1 tRNA gene and 2 rRNA genes (1 of these 3 cut by a window edge) are annotated in these 2,500 nt (G+C 54.2%); all 3 read left to right on the top strand.

Features of this window, described 5'->3' with window-relative positions:
* Positions 1–2,091, top strand: a 23S ribosomal RNA gene (locus ACR0D9_RS20430) (it extends 754 nt beyond the left edge of the window).
* 165 nt (positions 2,092–2,256) lie between these two features.
* Positions 2,257–2,371 (top strand): 5S ribosomal RNA (gene rrf, locus ACR0D9_RS20425).
* 52 nt (positions 2,372–2,423) lie between these two features.
* Positions 2,424–2,500, top strand: a tRNA-Met gene (locus tag ACR0D9_RS20420).

Raw genomic sequence — 2,500 nt, 5'->3', positions numbered from 1 at the left:
GAACCCACATCCGTTGAAAAGGATCGGGATGAGCTGTGCCTAGGGGTGAAAGGCCAATCAAACTCGGAGATAGCTGGTTCTCTGCGAAATCTATTTAGGTAGAGCGTCATCCGAATACCCCGGGGGGTAGAGCACTGGATGGGTAATGGGGCCCCACAGGCTTACTGATCCTAACCAAACTCCGAATACCCGGGAGTACTAGATGGCAGACACACTGCGGATGCTAACGTCCGTAGTGGAGAGGGAAACAACCCTGACCTACAGCTAAGGCCCCCAATTCATGGCTAAGTGGGAAAGCAGGTGGGACGACCAAAACAACCAGGAGGTTGGCTTAGAAGCAGCCATCCTTTAAAGATAGCGTAACAGCTCACTGGTCTAAATAAGTTGTCCTGCGGCGAAGATGTAACGGGGCTCAAGCCATGAGCCGAAGCTTAGGATGCCGTAAGGCATGGTAGCAGAGCGTAGTGTGACATAGAACTCATCCGTATTTGCATCTGTGTTGTGTAACAGCAGCGAGGTGTAATGACGGATCGAGTTCTTTCGATGAAGCCGGCCTGTGAGGGATCCGGTGGAGAGATCACTAGTGAGAATGATGACATGAGTAGCGACAAAGAGTGTGAGAGACACTCTCGCCGAAAGTCCAAGGGTTCCTGCTTAAAGCTAATCTGAGCAGGGTAAGCCGGCCCCTAAGCCGAGGCCGAAAGGCGTAGGCGATGGGAACTAGGTTAATATTCCTAGGCCAGGAGGATGTGACGGATCACAGGTGTAGTTCAATCTTATCGGATTGATTGGGCTGCTGAGTGGTTCCTGGAAATAGCCCTCCATCAGACCGTACCCTAAACCGACACAGGTGGACTGGTAGAGCATACCAAGGCGCTTGAGAGAACGATGTTGAAGGAACTCGGCAAAATACCTCCGTAAGTTCGCGAGAAGGAGGCCCGGTTCCTAGGCAACTAGGGGCTGGGGGCACAAACCAGGGGGTGGCGACTGTTTATTAAAAACACAGGGCTCTGCGAAGTCGCAAGACGACGTATAGGGTCTGACGCCTGCCCGGTGCCTGAAGGTTAAAAGGAGAGGTGAGAGCCTTGAATTGAAGCCCAGGTAAACGGCGGCCGTAACTATAACGGTCCTAAGGTAGCGAAATTCCTTGTCGGGTAAGTTCCGACCTGCACGAATGGCGTAACGACTTCCCCGCTGTCTCCAACATCGACTCAGCGAAATTGAATTGCCTGTCAAGATGCAGGCTTCCCGCGGTTAGACGGAAAGACCCCGTGCACCTTTACTACAGCTTCGCACTGGCATCAGGATTGTGATGTGCAGGATAGGTGGTAGGCTTTGAAGCAGGAACGCAAGTACCTGTGGAGCCTCCCTTGAGATACCACCCTTCGCACTCTTGATGTCTAACCGCGGTCCGTTATCCGGATCCGGGACCCTGCGTGGCGGGTAGTTTGACTGGGGCGGTCGCCTCCTAAAGCGTAACGGAGGCGCGCGAAGGTTGGCTCAGAGCGGTCGGAAATCGCTCGTTGAGTGCAATGGCAGAAGCCAGCCTGACTGCAAGACTGACAAGTCGAGCAGAGTCGAAAGACGGCCATAGTGATCCGGTGGTCCCGAGTGGAAGGGCCATCGCTCAACGGATAAAAGGTACGCCGGGGATAACAGGCTGATACTGCCCAAGAGTCCATATCGACGGCAGTGTTTGGCACCTCGATGTCGGCTCATCTCATCCTGGGGCTGGAGCAGGTCCCAAGGGTACGGCTGTTCGCCGTTTAAAGAGGTACGTGAGCTGGGTTTAGAACGTCGTGAGACAGTTCGGTCCCTATCTGCCGTGGGTGTAGGAGACTTGAGAGGAGTTGCCCCTAGTACGAGAGGACCGGGGTGAACGATCCACTGGTGGACCAGTTGTCGTGCCAACGGCAGTGCTGGGTAGCTATGATCGGACAGGATAACCGCTGAAGGCATCTAAGCGGGAAGCCCCCCTCAAAACAAGGTCTCCCTGAGGGCCGTGGAAGACCACCACGTCAATAGGCCGGAGATGTAAGCGCAGTAATGCGTTCAGTTGACCGGTACTAATCGCCCGATAGGCTTGATTTGATCCAGTAATGGAAAGACAAATCAAAGACATACACACCCTGAGTTGGACAACGTTGATCTGATTAACACAACCGTGCAGGACCGCGCATCCGCTTCGCGAATACGCTGCCTCCTGCCCGTCGCTTTTTTGCTCCGCAAAAACAGCGACGTGGGGATTTTCCTCGGTTTGGTGGTCATAGCGCAAGTGAAACACCCGGTCCCATCCCGAACCCGGAAGTTAAGCACTGCCGCGCCAATGGTACTTGGGCTTAAGCCCCGGGAGAGTAGGTCACCGCCAAACCTAGCAAAATCCCCAAATCTCTCTAAAACGATGAAAACAAATCTGACTCTGACGCGGGATGGAGCAGCCCGGTAGCTCGTCAGGCTCATAACCTGAAGGTCGCAGGTTCAAATCCTGCTCCCGCAACCA

The sequence above is a fragment of the Ruegeria sp. AK11 genome (assembly GCF_056541095.1).
The sequence above is the reverse complement of the archived record's forward strand: the minus strand, read 5'-3'. Positions and strand labels throughout refer to the sequence as shown.